Below are 14,981 nucleotides of genomic sequence, written 5' to 3'. Positions count from 1 at the left end.
TGTGCTCGCAACATCGCCGACCACCAATGGTACCGCTGCCCGCAAGAGGGGAGTCCTGACGATGGATGGAGGGATCCCGGCGTCCTCGAAGTTCCGGCATGCGATTGAATTCGGCAGTGGCGACGCGCTGCGTAACGTGATTCCCCTTCCTCCCGCTGAAGCCGCCCTGGATGACTCGGGCTATTCGCTGCACGGCACGGGCCCCTCGGCCATCACCTGCGCGGTGGGTCGGCCGGACGCGGTGCTGGGTGACGTGACGCGGCTGTCCCCGACGGTGGTGTGGGTGGCCCCCCGCCAGCCGCTGGTGGACACGACCGAGTCGCGCACCTTCCCGGTGTACCTGGCGTGCAATGGCGCCACGATTGGACCGCTCAATGGCGCCTACATCCGTACGGATATGGACGTCCCGAACGCGCCGGTGGGGCTGCAGCTGGTGGGCGTGACGCTGGAGCAGGGCCGGCAGATTCTGGGCTTCCTGTCGGACGCGCTGCGCCAGGGCGTGGCGGTGCCGGCGGCCTCCGCGCTGCCCGTGCAGGACATCATCTCCGACCCGGAGCGGATCCGCTCCATCTTCACCGCCATCTGCGCCGCCGGGAACAAGGGCGTGCTGCGCCGCCAGGGCCGGGTGGTGCGCATGGTGCTGGAGCGCTTCCACTCCGCCACCGGTCAGCTCGAGTGGCGCACGGAGGACTCCACCCCGGACTTCGGCGAGCCGGCGTACGACATCGACGTCATCGGCTACAACTCCGCCTACCGCCTGCGCGCGGAAGCGGGCCGCAGCGAGGGCGACCGCCTCTTCACCGCCCTGCCCGCGCAGCTGTTCCGCATCCGTCACCGCTGGCACCGCCGCGTCGCCGCCCCCGAGGGCGTGCACGCCCGGTTCCACCACCCGCTGTGGCGGGAGCAGGGACTGCTGCGCCGCGAGGTGCTGGACCTGTCCTTCTCCGGCCTGTGCATGCGCTGCCAGCCGCAGGACCTGCTCTTCCCCGGCCTCCTGCCGCCCCTCATCGAGCTGGAGCTGGGCGACGGCCAGCGGGTGAGCGTGCGCGGCGAGGTCCGCTACGTCAGCAGCGTGCGCGCGGACGGCACCGTGCTGTGCGGCCTGAGCCTGCTGCCCTACTCCTCCGACGAGGCGCGCTGGGTGCGCTTCGTGTCCCAGACGATGTCCCCGGCCACGCGCACCAGCGAGGGCCTGGTGGAGGAGCTGTGGGATTTGTTCAACCGCTCCGGCTTCTTCAGCCTGGGTGGCAGCTCCCCGGCGGAGTTCGAGGAGCTGAAGCAGAACTTCGCGTCGCTCGCGAAGCGCGCCGCGGAAGTGCCCCAGCTGTTCTGCAACGCGGTGTGGCCGTCCGAGCGCGGCATTGAAGCGACGCTGTCCTTCACCAAGCCGTACCGCCACGCGTGGCTGGGCCACCAGGTGGCGAAGCGGCCCGGCAAGCCGCCGGAGGGGTTGAAGGAGGCGGGCGCCATCATGCGCGACCTCTACCTGCGCACCTTCGAGCACCCGCAAAGCGACCCGGACTTCCACTGGGTGGTGGCCTACGTGGAGGCCCTCAACCCGTGGATCAACAAGGCGCACGTGAAGTACGCGCAGCGGCAGATGGAGTCCGGTTCCAGCCTGGCCTTCACGCGGAAAATCCAGAAGATGAAGGCCTTCAGCCACGAGATGACGGGCCGCGTGCACCCGTACAGCGTGGGCCCCGCCACCCCGGGCGAGCTGAGCCTGCTGGCCGCCACCGTCGCCCAGCAGTTTCCCGAGTGCTACGTGCAGTCGTTGGACCTCACGCGCGACCGGCTGGACATGGGCCCCGTGACGGCGAAGTGGAAGAGCTTCGGCATGGAGCGCGAGCGCACCGTGCTGGTCGCGCGCCGCGATGGCGTCCCCTGCGCCGCCGCCGTGGTGGAGCTGGGCCAGCTGGGCGCGAACCTCTTCCGCCTGCTGGACAACACGCGCCTGTTCTCCCTGCTGGGGGATGGAACGCGTGCGTACTCCGCCCTGCTGGACGCGGCCCGCCGCTGGTACGCCGCGCGCAACCGCCCCTCCTTCCTCTACCTGCGCGAGGACGAGGGCGGCGACTACGTGCAGGAGTGCGGCCTGCATGACGGGCCGGATCCCTACCTGTGGATCATCTCCTCCAAGCTCGTCCCGGATTTCCTCGAGCACATCAGCGAACTCACCATCGGGCGCCGTGGTGCCCACTCCCGTTGAGGATCCCCCCCATGAGCAAGCCCCTCGTCGAAGAGCAGTATCTCCCCCACGTCACCGACGTCCGTCACCTGCTGGCGACCGGCCCCCACGTGACGACGCTGCTGGACCCGAACGTGGAACCCGCCCTGCTGGAGGCCTTCCTCATCCAGCTGTGTGCCCTGGGCGTCTACATGACGGAGCCCGTGGACGGGTGGATCCGCCGCGCCGGTGAGGCCTGTGTGAAGGCGGGCATGGTGGACGTGGGCGAGAAGCTCATCACCCACGCCAAGCACGAGGCCGGTCACCACCTGATGATGGTGGAGGACACGAAGAACCTGGTGGCTGGCTGGAACACGCGCCGCTTCCCCAAGCTGGACGCGGAGGCCCTCCTGGCGCAGGCCCCCACGCAGGCCATGCAGGAGTACCGGCAGATCCACGAGGAAACCATCGCGGGCCCCATGCCGGGCGGGCAGGTCGCCATCGAGTACGAGATTGAAAACCTGTCGGTGGTGTTCGCGCCCCGGCTCATCGAGCAGTGCAAGCGCGTGCTGGGCCCGGACGTGATGAACTCGCTGTCGTTCATCAAGGAGCACGTGGAGCTGGACGTGGGCCACACGGCGCTCAACGAGGTCATGCTCAACAAGCTGCTCGGCCAGAAGCCCGAGCACGCGGCGACCATCGGGAAGACGGGCGCCCGTGCGCTGGACATCTACCTGCGCTTCTACGGCGACTGCATGGCGAAGGCGAAGCAGCTGCTCCAGTCCGCCGCCGCCTGATGCTCAGGCGGTGCTCAGGCGGTGCTCAGGCGCCGAGCTGCGCCGCCCGGCGTGACCCGCGGCTGCCCCAGCGGGTCAGCGGGCGGACGGCCTGCTTCAGCGACGCGTGGACCTGCGTGACGCCCGCGCGGTTCGTGGCCGCGTAGACGTAGCGGTCCGGGCGCAGGACGACCAGGTCCGCGGCGTGCTGGGCGAACCACTCGCCCAGCCTGCCCTCCAGGTCCACCACCTCACCGGAGCGGCCCGCGCCGGAGCGCGCCGCCGGCGCGACCGACAGCCACACGCCGCCGACGTCCTCCGCCATCGCCTTGGCGGCCTGCTGGACCTCGGCGGGCGCACCCGGCCGCGTCAGCACGGCGAAGCGGTGGCCGATGACGTCATCCAGCGGGCGCTCCCCTTCCTCGCCGTGCTCCACGCGCGGCTGCGGGAAGTAGGCGCCTTCGGCCGCCTGCTTGGACTTGCCGCGCTTGCCACCGAAGAGGAACCCTTCCGCGTGGAAGAGGTTCGGCTTCATCTTGTACTCGCGGATGAAGGGGCCGGTGACGGGCATGTGGTACAGCAGCTTGATGAAGGCGTTGCGCGCGCGGGCCACGAACGGGCCGCCCGACGCCAGCATCGAGCCCAGCGAGTCCGACAGGCGCATCATCTCCGCGGCGTGCGGCCGGCGCTCCACCTCGTAGGTGTCCAGGAGCGACGCGTCCGCCGCGCCGCCCAGCACGTGCGCCAGCTTCCAGGTGAGGTTCGCCGCGTCGCGCAGGCCGGAGCACAGGCCCTGGCCCAGGAAGGGCGGCATCAGGTGCGCCGCGTCCCCGAGCAGGAACACCCGGCCCACCCGCCACTTCTCCGCCATGCGGCTGTGGTAGGCGTAGAGGTTGACGCTCTTCACCTTCACGGAGTCCGGATCAATGAAGGGCGCGATGATGCTCCGCACGTACTCGGGCGTCTTCACGTACTCCAGGTCCTGCCCCGGCTTCACCACCGTGTCGAAGCGAATCTCGTCGTGCGCGGTGCGCGTCACGATGCCCACGCGCTCCGGGCCGCAGGGGTAGTAGGTGAAGTCCGGCGCGGACGACGCCGTCTCCACGGAGATGGCCAGCGCGTGTTCCAGCGCGGTGGTGCCCTCCAGCTTCAGGCCCAGCCGGCGGCGGATGCCGCTCTTGGCGCCGTCGCACGCCAGCAGGTAGCGCGCGCGCACCGTCAGGGTGCGGTTGGCGACGTTGTCCTTCACGCGCACCGACACGCCGTCCTCGTCCTGCATGAAGGACTCGACCTCGTGGCCGCGCCACAGGGTGACGTGCGAGAAGCGCTCCAGGCCGCGGTGCAGCGCGGCCTCCAGGCGGGGCTGGTTGAAGAGCGAGCCGATGGGGTGGCCGTTGGGGCGCTCCACCTTGGTGAAGTCCACCTCGGCGAGCATCCGCATCTCGTCGTCCACGTAGGTCATCTTCAGGCACGGGTGGAAACCCGGCCCCAGCTCGCCCGTGAGACCCGCGGCCTGGAAGATGCGCTGCGCTTCGTCGTCCGCGTTGATCGCGCGGGACTGGGTGTGCGCGGTGGTCTCCTTCTCGATGACCACGGTGCGCAGGCCGTATTGCCCCAGCAGGTTCGCCGCCATGGCACCCACCGGGCCGCTTCCGACGACGATCACATCAACAGATTCCGGAGCCATTACTCCCTCCCGTTGTGTGCGAGCTGATCCGTTTTGAACCGTGCGACCGGACGACCGAAGCCCCCCTCGGTCGTAAGTAATAATACCTATAAACTCCGGCAACCCCACTCCAGATACGCTGTTTCATCGCGTTCCGGGTTGCTCGGGGCCCGAGTCAGAAACACCCGGTCTGCCCCTTCCCGACCGCCTGATAATCAAACGCACCCCTCCGGAAACCTTGCAGGGCTGAACAGCACCCAGCGTCCGCCGTCTGCCTTTCGGACAGTGATTTCCTGCAACGCTTCAAACGTTTTGCGGCAGCGGCAGGAATTGTGGGTGTTGTTGGGATTCCCGGGTCTGCGGATGTATGCGGATGCCCCTGGGAGGCACCCCTTGTACGTCGCTCCAGACTGGGCGACAGTGCCGGAGTCACCTCCCCCCTGAGCCCCTTGGAGCGCCCAGCGATTATGCCCAGACTGCAACTTTTTGAATTAGAGGATCAGCCCTGGTTCCCGAAGGTGCTTCGCCGGGGGGTGACGGACTTCCTGGCGTACGTGTGGAGCCTGTCGGACGACCGCTATTCGGAGTTCGTGAAGCGGCTCAAGGGCGCGATGGCGGCGATGGGTGAGACGCAGCTGTTGGACATGGCGTCGGGCAGCGCGGGGCCGGTGCCGAAGCTGCTGGAGATGCTGGAGACGCAGGAGGGCTACAAGGCGACGGCGCTGCTGACGGACCTGTACCCGGAGATTTCCGCGTTCGAGAAGGTGAAGGCGGCGAACCCGGGGCGCATCGACTACGTGACGACGCCGGTGGACGCGACGGCGGTGCCGGCGACGTTCAAGGGCTTCCGCATCATGTGCAACTCGTTCCACCACCTGCCGCCGGACATGGCGCGCAAGGTGCTGGCGGACGCGGTCGCGCAGCGCCGGGGCATCGCCATCATGGAGCTGGTGGAGCGGCGCGGGCCGGCCATCGCGATGACGGCGGCGGCGCTGATCAACGTCCCCCTGACGACGCCCTTCATCCGCCCGGTGCGCGCGGATCGGCTCGCCCTCACCTACCTCATGCCGCTCATCCCCATCGCGGCGGCGTTCGACGGCGTGGTGTCCTGTCTGCGTACCTACTCCGTGGAGGAGATGCGCGAGCTCACCCACGGCCTGGGTGACGACTACGTCTGGGAGATCGAGCGGCTCACCAACCCGGGGAACCCCTTCGGGCTCATGATGCTCATTGGCCGACCCGCCACTGCCTCGCAGGCCTGAGTGGCCTGTCAGCGAGAGGTCACTGACGCCCCGGGTCAACGCGGGGCGTCGTGATTTCCAGGTTTGAAGGGGGTTCAATGGCCGCTCCTTCAACGAGGAGCAGGCTCATGGAATGGCTCGAATTCAAGCGCTGGTCTCCCGAAGTCCAGCATGCGCTGGCACTACAGGCGGCCCGGTTGGGCCAGACGGCGATGCACGCCGAGCCGCCGCGGCCTTCCGCGACGATGGTCGCCGCGCACCGCCTGTGCACGCTGCTGCGCCAGTATCCGCGCACCAACCCCTGGGGACACCCGGCGTCGGAGTGCTGAGACGCTGAACGAAGCACCCGGCCCGTCCGTGGGAACGCCACGGGCGGGACGGGCGCCTTGCGGGTGGCTTCAGGCCCCGGTGGGGGTCCACGCCACGCGCAGGTGCTGGATGGAGCGGATGGTCAGCGACTGCGTCGTGCCGAAGTCCGGGTTCTCCTCCACCAGCCGCAGGTCCGGGAGCAGATCCAACAGCAGGTTGGTGGCGATGACCGCCTCCAGCCGGGCCAGCGGCGCTCCGATGCAGAAGTGGATGCCCCGGCCGAAGCCCAGGTGTGTCGGGTGGTGCCGGGAGATGTCGAAGTGCTCCCCGTCCGCGGTCAGCGCGGCGTCACGGCTTCCGGACGCGTAGAGCAGCAGCAGTCGCGAGCCCCTGGGCAGCGCGACGCCCGCGAGCTCCACGTCCTCCATCGTGGTGCGGATCATCCCGTGCGCCACCGAGTCGAAGCGCAGCGTCTCCTCGATGAGGTGCGGCACCAGCGAGCGATCCTGGCGCAGCCGCTGCCAGAGGCCGGGCTGGAGCAGGGCCTGCTTCCAGCACTGGGCCAGCAGCGCCGTCGTCGTCTCATGGCCCGCCGCCAGCATGCTGCCGGCGATGGCGATGATCAGCTCCGGCAGGGTGAGCGCCTCGCCGTCCGCGTCGGTGGTGACCAGGTAGCTGATCAGGTCGTCGCGGGGCTCGTCGGTCCGGTCGCGGATGAGGCGGGCGACGTAGTGCTGGAAGGTGACCCAGCTTCGCGCGAGCGGCGGCTGCTCCTCCGCGGGGACGCGGGTAAAGATCATCCGGAAGAAGTCGTCGCACCAGCGCTTGATGTCCGCCATGTCCTCCTGGGGCACGCCCACCATGCCCAGGATGACCCGCACGGGCAGCGGGTACGCGAACTGCGTCACCAGGTCCGCCTGCCCCTTCTGCGCGAAGGCGTGGATGAGCTCCTCGGAGACGGCGCGGATGGGGGCTTCCTGCGCGGTGATGCGCTGGGCGGAGAAGCCCCGTCCCAGCAGCTTGCGCAGCCGGGTGTGCGCGGGCGGATCCGAGTTGATCAGGCTGTCCGCCAGGGGGTAGCCCTCGGCGAGCACCGCGAGCGTCTGCGGCGACAGCACCGACCCCATGTTGCCCAGGTCCGCCGACGAGTAACGCGACGGATCCTTCAGCACGTGGCAGATGTCGTCGTAGCGGCTCACCAGCCACATCCCCAGCATGGGGTTGTAGCTGACGGGCGCGTCCCGTCTCAGCTCCGCGTAGAACGGATGCGGGTCCTCGACGTGCGGTCCCGCGAAGGGGTTGTACTGGGCACCCAGATGGGGGCACTTCATGGCGGCAGGGGCCTTGCCGGCATGCGGGTCGATGTGGATTGCCTCGGACTGCCCTTCCACCTTCACTGCTTCCACTGCGGTACTCACCGTGAGCTTCCTCTCAGGATCCCCCCACAGCGGAATATTATAACCCGACCTGACAGGTCTTCTCAGCGAGTCCTGTGAACCCCACCCGTCAGGAAATCAGGGTTGTCAGGACCCTGACTGATACGGGGGATGAGACAAAGCGTGTTTCCGGAGAACGGGGCGCTCCACCTTGCTCATGGCGTTGCGCGGCAGTGTTTCAACCGCAAAGAAGCGGGTGGGCACCTTGAAGCGCGCGAGCGACTGGCGGCACCACGCGTCCAGGTCCCCGGGCAGCGCGTGGCCGGGGCGCAGGACGACGAAGGCGACGGGGACCTCGCCCCAGTGGGGCTCCGGCACGCCGACGACGGCGGACTCCAGGATGGCGGGGTGGTTGGCAAGGACGGCTTCAATCTCCGCCGGGTAGAGGTTCTCCCCTCCCCGCACGATGAGGTCCGTGCGGCGCGACAGGAGGGTGAGGCGTCCCTGCGCGTCCAGCACGCCCACGTCGCGGGTCCGCAGCCAGCCGTCGTGGAAGGCGTCGCGCGTGGCGTCGGGCTGGTTCCAGTAGCCGGACATCAGCGTGGGGCCGCGCACCTCCACGTCACCCTCCTGCCCTTCGCCGAGCGTCACTCCGTCCGTCCCGACGATGCGAACCTGGAGGCCCGGCAGGGGCAGCCCCGCGGTGCGGCCATCCGCTTCGCCGGGGCGTTCGGTGGTGACCTGGGAGCAGGCCTCGGTGAGGCCATAGGTCTGGAGGGCTCGGAGTCCCGCGGCGCGGGCCCGCGTGAGCAGCGCCGTGGGGACGGGTCCCCCGCCGATCAGCGCGCACTCGAAGGTGTCGGGCAGCTTGCGGTCCTGCCTTGCGTCCAGCACGCGCTCCAGCGTGGTGGCGACGAAGCTGGCGTGCGAAGCGCCCTCCGTGTCGATGGCGCGGTTGACCGCGTCCGCGTCGAAGCGCTCGTGCAGGAGGAGGCAGCCGCCCTCGTACGCGGTGCGCGTGAGCATGGCCAGACCGCCGACGTGGAACAGCGGCAGCGTGCCCAGCCAGCGCGGCGCGGGGTGCGCGCCCAGGTTCGCGGCGGAGGCACGGCATGAGGCACGGAAGGCGCCTTCCGTGAGCACCGCGCCCTTGGGCCTTCCCGTCGTCCCGCTGGTGAAGAGGATGACCCGGGGCGTGTCCGCATTCCAGGCGCGCGCGGGCACGGAGTTCGTGGCCACGCCGTCCGGGAAGGACTCCAGGGACTCCGCTCCGGGAAGCCGGTCGCGCAGGGCTTCGAGTGCCAGCGTGAGCCGGGGCTCGACGGCCTCCAGCAGGGGCCACAGCTCCGCTGGGGTGAGGCGGGCGTTGAGCGGCGCGAACACCGCGCCCAGCCGGCCCAGCGCCCAGAAGAGGAAGGTCACCGCGGGGTGGTTCGTCGACAGCACTGCCACCCGGTCGCCCTGCCCCACTCCGCGCGCGGCCAGGGCTCCGGTCCAGCGTGTCACCGCTTCGTCCAGCGCGCGGAAGGTCCACGTCTGATCCGCGAAGCGCAGGGCCGCGGCTTCGGGATGCCGACGCGCGCCTTCGCGGATGGGGCAGTCGTAGGTCATGGCCTGGCGGCTCCGTGGATGGGACGGCCGGAGCGCGGGGCTTCAGCGGTCCCGGATGAGGTCCGGATTCAGTCCCAGCCCGGGCACGTCGCGCAGCCGCACGATTCCCCGGTGGGGTTGATAGGGATGGTCGCGCGGCTCGTCCGCGAAGAGCCGCCCCACGGCGAGCCCGGAAGCCAGCTCTCCCGACGGCAGCGCGGAGGCCAGGTGCGCGGCGCCCGCGCGGGCCACCACCCCATCGATGGAGCTGGTGACGAACGCGTGCATGCCCAGGTGGGCCGCTCGCAGCGCCACCACCATGGAGGGCAGCAGTCCTCCCAGCACCATCGGCTTGATCACCACCGCGCCCACCGCGGGCCCGCCGCCCAGGTCCATCGTGAGGAGCGTGCGTACCGCCGCGGGCGTGGCGAGCGTCTCGTCCGCGGCGATGAGGCAGGGTGCTCGGCGCTGCACGCGCCACAGCGCCTGCAGGTCCTCCGGAGGCGTGGGCTGCTCCACCAGCTCCAGGTCGTACCAGCCCAGCCGGTCCAGGGCGCGGTTGGCCTCGGGTTCGGACCAGCCGCCGTTCGCGTCCAGGCGCAGGCGCACGCGGGGGCCCACCGCCTCGCGCACGGCGCGCACCCGGGCTTCATCCTCGTCCAGTGAGCGGCCCGCGACCTTCACCTTCAGCGTCTGGTAGCCCTCCTCCACGGCCTCTCGCGCCTGCCGGGCCAGCGCCTCCGGGTCCTCCGCGCCCAGCAGCGCGTTCACCAGGACCTCCTGCCGCGCCTCCTCCGCGAGCAGCCAGCACAGGGGCACGCCCTTGCGCTGGGCCAGCAGATCCAACAGCGCCAGCTCCAGGCCGTGCTGCGCCGCGGGGACGGGCTCCCCCGTGTCGATGAGCCGGATCCGCGCACCGCGCTGGCGCTGCTCCTGGCTGGCCGACGGCACGAGCGTGGCTTCGATGCCCTCGATGCTGTCGTCCAGCGACTGGCCCCGGAGGGAGCTCAGCCAGGCGCGCAGCACCGTGTGCGTCATGGTCAGCGGCTCCGTGCCGAACTCCGGCAGCGGCATCGCCTCGCCCTGCCCCACGCGGCCGTCCTCGTCCCGCAGCCGGATGAGGAACCCGTCGCGTGTGGCGTAGGTGCCCCTCGCCGTCTTCAGGGGCTGGGCCAGCGTGAGGTGCAGCGGGGTGAGCGTCGCGTCGGTGATGCGCATGCCGCCCCTTCAGCGCAGGTACAGCCCGACCGCGAACAGCAGTCCGAAAACCATCTGCAGCTTCGCCGTCCCACCCAGCGCGGGGTTGAGCGCCGCGCCCTCCGCCTTCAGCATCAGCTTCAGCGGCGGCACCACCAGCGGCAGGCTCAGGAGCGGCAGGAAGACCCAGGCGCTCGCGTAGCCCTTCGCGAACAGCACGAACGGCGTGACGTAGGAAGCCACGAGCAGCAGCACATACTCCGCGCGGCCGAAGCCCTGGCCGAAGCGCACCACCACCGTGCGCTTGCCGGCCTTCACGTCCGTGCTCGCGTCGCGCTGGTTGTTCACCACGATGAGGCACGTCCCGATGGCGCCCACCGGCAGCGACGCCCACCAGGCCGCCGGGCTCACGAAGCCGGCCTGCACGTAGTACGTGCCCGTCACCGCGACGATGCCGAAGAAGATGAGCACGAACAGGTCGCCCAGACCGAGGTAGGCCAGCGGGAACGGGCCTCCCGTGTACGCGTAGCCGCACAGCAGCGAGGCCACTCCGATCGCCACGATGGGCCAGCCGCCCACCGCCACCAGGTACAGCCCCACCAGCGTCGCCAGCGCGAAGCACGCGAGGCCGCCCATCAGCACCGTGCCCGGCGCGATGAGCCCGCTCTGCGTCACGCGCTTGGGCCCCAGGCGCTCCTCGGTGTCCGCACCCTTCTTGAAGTCATAGAAGTCGTTGATGAAGTTGGTGCCGATCTGGATCAGCACCGCGCCCACGAGCGCCGCGAGCGCGGGCACCAGGCGCCCCACGCCGTTGCCGTACGCGAGCGCCGTGGCCACCAGCACCGGCACCGCGCCCGCCGTCAGCGTCTTCGGACGCACGGCCATCAGCCACGTCTTCAGCGTGGGCCGGGGAGGAGCCGCATCGGGAGGGGTGCTCACCAGGGTCGTCACGAGTGGATCGCCTCTCGCGCCAGGATGGCGGGTTCGAACTGCGGCGCTTCGTACCAGGGCGTCTGGAGGAACGAGAGCACTTCGCGCACGTACTCCTCCGGCGCCTCCAGGTGCGGGGCGTGCGTGACCCCGGCGAAGGCGTGGCGCCACACCACCGGCAGCTCCGCCGCCATGCGCCGCGCCAGGGTCGTGAACTTCACGTCCTGGTCGCCCGTGAGCAGCAGCGTGGGCAGCCGCTGCCGGTGCAGCGACGGCCAGTAGTCCGGCTGCGCGCCCAGGCCCAGGGTCTCCAGCGCCCCGGCGAGCCCCTCCGCCGTGCACGCCTTGCGGCGCTCACGCAGCGCGATCTGCTCCGCTTCCGGCAGGCGGCGAAGGCCGTCGAAGAGGGGCAGCGCTTCCCACCGCTCCACGAAGGCGTCCACGCCCTTGGCGCGGATGAAGTCCACGAGCTTCGCGTCCGCCTCGCGCCGCTCGGAGCGCTCCTGGCGGCGGTGCAGTCCGGGCGAGCCGCTCTCCATGATCAGCCGGCCGAAGCACTCCGGCGCGTGGACCGCCGCGCCCAGCGCCAGCCGCGCGCCCTGCGAATAGCCGAGCAGATCCACGTGGCCGCCCAGCCCGCGCGCGAGTTTGACGATGGCGTCCACCGTCTCCAGGAAGCCGTCGCGTCCCGTCTTCTCCGGCAGCGGCGTGCGGCCGTGGCCGGGCAGGTCCACCGCCACGACGCGCACGGAGCGGCCCAGCAGCGGACGCAGGTGTCCGAACGAAGCGCCGCTGCCGGTGAAGCCGTGCAGCGCCAGGAGCGTATGGGGGCCATCGCCCCAGGTGTCATAAGCGAGCGTCACGCCCATGGTCCTTCTCCCAGTGCGGTCGCCATCCGCGTGAAGAGGTGTCGGTGTGCATCGACGTTGGTGGCCCGGTCCACCTGGACCTCCACCAGGTGGAGGCCGCCTTCCAGCCCGGTGCGCACTGCCGCGCGCAGGGCCGCGGGCGTCGTGGGCCGCTCGAAGCGGGCGCCCGCGAGCGCCGCGGCGTGCGACAGGTCCACGCCGTGCGGCGTGCCGAAGAGGGCTTCGAACACGTCCGGCTTCGCCACCTGCGCCAGCGGCAGGAAGGAGAAGATGCCGCCGCCGTCGTTGTTCACCACGACGACCGTCAGGGGCACGCGCGCCCGCGCCGCCGTGACGAGCCCGCCCACGTCGTGCAGGAGCGCCAGGTCGCCGGACAAGAGCACCGCGGGCCTTCCGGCCGCCGCGGCCATGCCCGCCGCGCTGGACACGATGCCGTCGATGCCGTTGGCGCCCCGGTTCGCCAGCACGCGCAGCGGCACGCCGCCCCCATGCGCGAACGCATCCACCGCGCGGATGGGCATGCTGCTGGACACGAAGAAGAGCGCGTTCGCCGGCAGCGCCGCCACCACCTCGCGCGCCAGCCGGGGCTCGGTCAGCGCGTTCGGCTGTTCGCCGAGCGCCGTCTCCAGCGCGTTGCGGGCCACCCGCTCCGCGTTCACGAAGCCCTGCGCCCAGCGGCCCGGACCGCGCGACAGCCCTTCCGTCAGCGCACGGCACGCGAGCACCGCGTTGCCCTCCACCACCCGCGCCGCACGGTGCGCCGGGTCGTACAGCGCGCCCTCGTCGCTGAAGACGGTGATGTCCGCGTTGGAGCCATCCAGCCACTGCTGCGGCGACTTGGGCGTCAGGCCTCCGCCGAAGCGCAGCACCAACTCCGGCGCGTGCGTCCGCACGAACGGCTCATGGCGGAGGAGCGCGTCGTAGAGCGACACCGTCAGCGGGCCGCCGCCGTAGCGCGCCTGGGACGTGGCCTCCGCGAGCACCGGGTAGCCCGTCGCCAGGCTCAGCGCGGCGATGGCCTCCGCGAAGCCGTCGTCCTCGTCGCGGGGACCACACACGATGACGCCACGCTCGGTGGCGGCGATGCGCGCGCGCACGGCGTCCAGCGCCGCCGCGTCGGGGGCTCGCGACGCAGGCGCGATGCGGGTGATGGGCGCGTCCGTGCGCCCTTCCCTCGCGAGCGCCGTCAGCTTCTCCGCGCCGAAGTCCACCGCGATGGGCGCCAGCGGTTCACGGAACGGCACGTTGAGCTGCACGGCGCCCCGGGGCGCACGGCACGCGGTGCTCACCGCGCGGGCGGCCGTGGCGCGCAGGTGCGCGATGGCGGGGCTGCTCGCCTCGGGCAGGCCCACGTCCGCGAACAGCCGCGCGAAGTCGCCGTAGAAGCGCGCCTGGGGCACCGTCTGCGGCGCGCCCCAGCCCTGCAGCTCCAGCGGCCGGTCCGCCGTGAGGATGATCAGCGGCACCTGGGCCATGGCCGCCTCGATGACGGCCGGGAAGAAGTGCGCGCCCGCCGAACCGCTCGTCGCCACCAACACCACCGGCTGGCGCGACTGCTTCGCCATGCCCAGCGCGAAGAAGCCGGCGCTCCGCTCGTCGATGACGGACCAGACGCGCAGGCCCGGCGTGTGCGCGCAGGCGAGCGCCAGCGCCGAGGAGCGGGAACCCGGACACACCACCGCGTGCCGCACGCCGCCCCGCACCAGCTCTTCCAGCAGCGCGCGCGACCACAGCACGTTGAGGTTGGCGTCCAGGGACATCACCGGCCCCCCAGCGCGCGCAGCATCGCCAGACTCTTCATCTCCGTCTCCCGCCACTCGGACTCCGCGCTGGAGCCGGCGACGATGCCCGCGCCCACGAAGAGCCGGGCCTTCGCCCCGCGCACCAGCGCCGAGCGCAACGCCACCACCAGGTGCGCGCGCCCGGGTCCGACCCAGCCCACCGGCCCCGCGTACCAGCCCCGGTCCAGGGACTCGTGCTCCACCAGGAACGACAGCGCGCGCTCGCGCGGCGTGCCGCCCACCGCGGGCGTGGGGTGCAGCGCGGTGACGACCTTCGCGGTGTCCACGCCGTCCGCCAGCTCCGCGCGGATGCCCGTGCGCAGGTGCACCACGTTCTTGAGCGCGAGCACCGACGGCTGCGCGTCCGCGGACACGCTCGCCGCCACCGGCGACAGCGCCTGGAGGATGTAGCGCACCACCGCGTCATGCTCGCGCCGGTCCTTGTCGCTGGCGTCCAGCGCCTCGCCGCCGCCCGGCGCCGCGGAGCCCGCGAGCGCCTCCGTCTCCAGCCGCCGCCCGTCCACCCGGCACAGCGTCTCCGGCGTCGCGCCCAGGAAGCCCGTGCCGTCCGGCGCGCGGAAGAGGAACGTGGCGCAGCGCGGGTTCTGTTCACGCAGCCGCGCCAGCACATCCACCACGTCGAAGGGCTCCGGCCCTTCCGCCTCCAGCGCCCGCGCCAGCACCACCTTGTGCAGCTGGCCCGTGCCAATGGCCTCCACCGCGCGGTCCACCAGCGCCTCGAAGTCCCGCCGCGACGATGCCGTGCGCAGCGCCACCGGCGCGCCCACCGGATGCCGGTACGCCTGCGGGAAGGAGGCCCGCACGCGCTCCAGCCGCGAGCGCACCACGTCCTCCGCGCCTGCCCCTTCCGGCGCGAAGACGGCGACCGACAGCACGCCGCCGTCGCGCCACACCAGCACCTCCGGCAGCGTCCAGCGCGCCAGGCCATGCGAGCGCCACGCGCCGTCCACCGGCTCCGTCGGGCTGAAGCGCATGCCGCCGAACCAGGGACCGGGCAGCTGAGGAGACGCCGCGTCCAACCACCGCACGCTGTCGTGGCCGAGCGCGCCGAGCACCAC

At 71.3% G+C, this 14,981-nt stretch carries 12 protein-coding genes; 4 read left to right on the top strand and 8 right to left on the bottom strand.

What is annotated here, in order from left to right; genetic code table 11:
• Positions 1 to 61 precede the first annotated feature (61 nt).
• The gene (locus D7W79_RS10930) at positions 62 to 2,209 is read left to right on the top strand and encodes a hypothetical protein (RefSeq protein WP_208729692.1); all 2,148 of its coding nucleotides are present in this window, start codon (positions 62 to 64) and stop codon (positions 2,207 to 2,209) included.
• Positions 2,210 to 2,220: 11 nt separating this feature from the next.
• Positions 2,221 to 2,964 (top strand): heme oxygenase-like domain-containing protein, encoded by a 744-nt coding sequence (locus D7W79_RS10925; RefSeq protein WP_120525299.1) that lies wholly within the window; start codon positions 2,221 to 2,223, stop codon positions 2,962 to 2,964.
• A 25-nt stretch (positions 2,965 to 2,989) separates the two neighbouring features.
• On the opposite strand, the gene mhpA is transcribed toward D7W79_RS10925, so the two are convergent.
• Positions 2,990 to 4,630 carry a bifunctional 3-(3-hydroxy-phenyl)propionate/3-hydroxycinnamic acid hydroxylase MhpA gene (mhpA, locus tag D7W79_RS10920; RefSeq protein ID WP_120525298.1) on the bottom strand — a complete coding sequence of 547 codons (1,641 nt, stop codon included), beginning with the start codon at positions 4,628 to 4,630 and terminating at the stop codon, positions 2,990 to 2,992.
• 446 nt (positions 4,631 to 5,076) lie between these two features.
• Here mhpA and D7W79_RS10915 point away from each other — a divergent pair, with 446 nt between their 5' ends.
• Together D7W79_RS10915 and D7W79_RS10910 are read left to right on the top strand one after the other, a co-directional pair.
• Complete coding sequence (locus D7W79_RS10915) at positions 5,077 to 5,871, top strand: class I SAM-dependent methyltransferase (protein ID WP_147441882.1); 795 nt, start codon at positions 5,077 to 5,079, stop codon at positions 5,869 to 5,871.
• Positions 5,872 to 5,978: 107 nt separating this feature from the next.
• Positions 5,979 to 6,179 carry a hypothetical protein gene (locus D7W79_RS10910; protein ID WP_120525317.1) on the top strand — a complete coding sequence of 67 codons (201 nt, stop codon included), beginning with the start codon at positions 5,979 to 5,981 and terminating at the stop codon, positions 6,177 to 6,179.
• A 69-nt stretch (positions 6,180 to 6,248) separates the two neighbouring features.
• On the opposite strand, the gene D7W79_RS10905 is transcribed toward D7W79_RS10910, so the two are convergent.
• The 7 genes from D7W79_RS10905 to D7W79_RS10875 all read right to left on the bottom strand — a co-directional run.
• Positions 6,249 to 7,577, bottom strand: coding sequence for a cytochrome P450 (locus D7W79_RS10905; RefSeq protein ID WP_171435899.1), 1,329 nt, complete (start codon positions 7,575 to 7,577; stop codon positions 6,249 to 6,251).
• Between the two features lie 105 nt (positions 7,578 to 7,682).
• Positions 7,683 to 9,146, bottom strand: coding sequence for an o-succinylbenzoate--CoA ligase (gene menE, locus D7W79_RS10900; protein ID WP_120525296.1), 1,464 nt, complete (start codon positions 9,144 to 9,146; stop codon positions 7,683 to 7,685).
• 42 nt (positions 9,147 to 9,188) lie between these two features.
• The gene (gene menC / locus D7W79_RS10895; RefSeq protein WP_120525295.1) at positions 9,189 to 10,343 is read right to left on the bottom strand and encodes an o-succinylbenzoate synthase; all 1,155 of its coding nucleotides are present in this window, start codon (positions 10,341 to 10,343) and stop codon (positions 9,189 to 9,191) included.
• 9 nt (positions 10,344 to 10,352) lie between these two features.
• Positions 10,353 to 11,273 carry a 1,4-dihydroxy-2-naphthoate polyprenyltransferase gene (locus D7W79_RS10890; protein ID WP_120525294.1) on the bottom strand — a complete coding sequence of 307 codons (921 nt, stop codon included), beginning with the start codon at positions 11,271 to 11,273 and terminating at the stop codon, positions 10,353 to 10,355.
• Positions 11,270 to 12,121: a 2-succinyl-6-hydroxy-2,4-cyclohexadiene-1-carboxylate synthase gene (gene menH / locus D7W79_RS10885; protein ID WP_120525293.1), complete on the bottom strand. Its 852-nt coding sequence runs from the start codon at positions 12,119 to 12,121 to the stop codon at positions 11,270 to 11,272. Before menH ends, D7W79_RS10890 begins: the two co-directional genes overlap by 4 nt.
• Positions 12,112 to 13,881: a 2-succinyl-5-enolpyruvyl-6-hydroxy-3-cyclohexene-1-carboxylic-acid synthase gene (menD, locus tag D7W79_RS10880; protein ID WP_120525315.1), complete on the bottom strand. Its 1,770-nt coding sequence runs from the start codon at positions 13,879 to 13,881 to the stop codon at positions 12,112 to 12,114. The genes menH and menD overlap by 10 nt, the downstream gene beginning before the upstream one ends.
• A partial coding sequence (locus D7W79_RS10875; RefSeq protein WP_120525292.1) for an isochorismate synthase occupies positions 13,881 to 14,981 on the bottom strand: 1,101 nt, incomplete at its 5' end. The genes menD and D7W79_RS10875, both read right to left, overlap by 1 nt.

The organism is Corallococcus exercitus, from assembly GCF_003611585.1.
GTDB lineage: Bacteria > Myxococcota > Myxococcia > Myxococcales > Myxococcaceae > Corallococcus > Corallococcus exercitus.
This window is presented reverse-complemented; position numbering and strand designations above follow the sequence as displayed.

Coding starts and splice junctions, on each gene's coding strand:
- D7W79_RS10930 (WP_208729692.1), top strand. CDS start 62: ATGGATGGAGGGATCCCGGCGTCCTCGAAGTTCCGGCATGCGATTGAA.
- D7W79_RS10925 (WP_120525299.1), top strand. CDS start 2,221: ATGAGCAAGCCCCTCGTCGAAGAGCAGTATCTCCCCCACGTCACCGAC.
- mhpA (WP_120525298.1), bottom strand. CDS start 4,630: ATGGCTCCGGAATCTGTTGATGTGATCGTCGTCGGAAGCGGCCCGGTG.
- D7W79_RS10915 (WP_147441882.1), top strand. CDS start 5,077: ATGCCCAGACTGCAACTTTTTGAATTAGAGGATCAGCCCTGGTTCCCG.
- D7W79_RS10910 (WP_120525317.1), top strand. CDS start 5,979: ATGGAATGGCTCGAATTCAAGCGCTGGTCTCCCGAAGTCCAGCATGCG.
- menE (WP_120525296.1), bottom strand. CDS start 9,146: ATGACCTACGACTGCCCCATCCGCGAAGGCGCGCGTCGGCATCCCGAA.
- menC (WP_120525295.1), bottom strand. CDS start 10,343: ATGCGCATCACCGACGCGACGCTCACCCCGCTGCACCTCACGCTGGCC.
- menH (WP_120525293.1), bottom strand. CDS start 12,121: ATGGGCGTGACGCTCGCTTATGACACCTGGGGCGATGGCCCCCATACG.
- menD (WP_120525315.1), bottom strand. CDS start 13,881: ATGTCCCTGGACGCCAACCTCAACGTGCTGTGGTCGCGCGCGCTGCTG.